This window comes from Streptomyces sp. NRRL WC-3549, assembly GCF_000721935.1.
Lineage (GTDB): Bacteria > Actinomycetota > Actinomycetes > Streptomycetales > Streptomycetaceae > Streptomyces.
Map to the genome: position 1 here is coordinate 24,327 of NZ_KL585387.1, position 1,562 is coordinate 25,888.

General features: G+C 65.8%; 2 protein-coding genes and 1 pseudogene. All 3 read left to right on the forward strand.

Annotated features, from left to right (window positions below; genetic code table 11):
* Positions 1–322: pseudogene (locus IH13_RS0105360) on the forward strand (hypothetical protein); the annotation flags it as partial.
* Positions 323–331: 9 nt separating this feature from the next.
* Complete coding sequence (locus tag IH13_RS0105365; protein ID WP_158791055.1) at positions 332–1,024, forward strand: hypothetical protein; 693 nt, start codon at positions 332–334, stop codon at positions 1,022–1,024.
* A gap of 292 nt (positions 1,025–1,316) precedes the next feature.
* Positions 1,317–1,562, forward strand: a 246-nt coding sequence (locus tag IH13_RS0105370) for an ArsR/SmtB family transcription factor (RefSeq protein ID WP_037840839.1), incomplete at its 3' end; no start/stop codon positions are given.

Genomic DNA, 1,562 nt, shown 5'->3' on the forward strand with positions numbered 1-1,562 from the left:
GGCGATAGTCCCCGCCGGCCCGGTAGCCGTGGTAGCCGTCCCTCTGGCTATCGAGACCATCGGCAGTGCTGCCAGCACGCAGTTCGGCAACGAGACCATGCAGTGGCTCCAGGACCATGAATTCGACAACCATGACGAAGCGGCTCAGGGAGTCGACAAGGCCAAGGCCGAAGGACGGCAGAACGCGATGGCCCCCCTCCTCAACTACGTGGAGGCACACCACATGGATAGCGGGGAGGTCCGCAAGCTGATGGGTACGGCCGAGGACTCGTACAACAGGGGCAGCTGGCTCAGTGACACCGACGACACCCGGGGGTGGTGACGTATGAGGATGCCTGCTTTCGTTGTCCTGCTGTGTTTCCTGGCCCTCGGAGCGAGCGCTTGCTCGGAGGCGTCGGACGAAACAGATGCGGACGCGGCCGACGCCCAGCGGAAGACGTGCGAGGAACTCTTCGGCGCGTCAGGGCTGGAGCAAATCGGTCACGGGATCGAAGGATCGGGCGAGCTGCGGTTCAAGAGTCCGTCCTCCTTGGCCGAGGCCCGTACCCGCCACTACGACCAAGTCCGGAAGTGGGATCCCGAGAGTAAAAGCGCCCCATACGTCGAGTCGAACGTTTGCGGGATCCGGAGCGATGTCTCCACGGGGATGCAGATCGGCCTCACTTACAAACCTTCCGCCCTCCCTTTCGATACCATTTTCGGCAAGGGGGCAGATAACGGCACCATTCCGGACCCTCGCCTGGTGCAGGTCAATTCAGACGTAAAGCTGGTTTACGGGGCCGATGAGCATCGGGAAGCCAGATATCAGGTCTACGTACAGTGCAAGGTGCCGGGCACCCCGGCAGGGCAGGAGCGCGAGGTCCCTCTGGTGGGCGAGTTGACCGACACGCTCACCGGGAGCCTGAGCGTTCGGGACCACCTCGCGCTCCTCCTCCGGTCGGCCGGCGTCATGGCGAACACACTCGACTGCCGGAACCAACCCGTGGTGCCCAGTACGCTGCCCGCTTCTGCAGAGTCTCCCTGACCGGAGCAGCCGCCACCGGTAGGGCCCGGCCCTGACTCGCAACCCTCACACCCACCGCGGAGGCGAGCATGGCGGCGGGTGGGGTGCGGGGGAGCATCTGGTCCCGGGTGGTGTGAGGGTGCCTTCGTGCAGCGAGGCCGAAACAGGGTGAACCGGGCCTTCATCTGGGCCGGGCGCCGGGAAGCCGGGCATGGCTTTGCCTCGACGGAACCATTGTTGTCCAGGCCGCAGCGTCACACGACACCGATGTGAGAGTTGACTCTCACGAATCCTGAGAGGACACTCTCACGCCATGGACTCCCCTAACCGATTCGGCGATATCGAGATCACCGATCCACAGGCCATGCGGGCGTTGGCGCATCCGGTGCGGCTGGCGATCCTCGACCACCTCCAGCGGCACGGACCCGCGACCGCCACGCAACTCGCCCCTCACGTGGGGGCGACTCCGTCGGTGACCAGCTGGCATCTGCGCCATCTGGCCGGCTTCGGGCTGGTCCGCGACAGCGAGCCCGGCCCGGACCGCCGCCAGCGGCGGGGG

What these genes read in the sequence shown, in the direction of transcription:
- IH13_RS0105365 (WP_158791055.1), top strand. Translation starts at nt 332, where the DNA reads ATGCCTGCTTTCGTTGTCCTGCTGTGTTTCCTGGCCCTCGGAGCGAGC.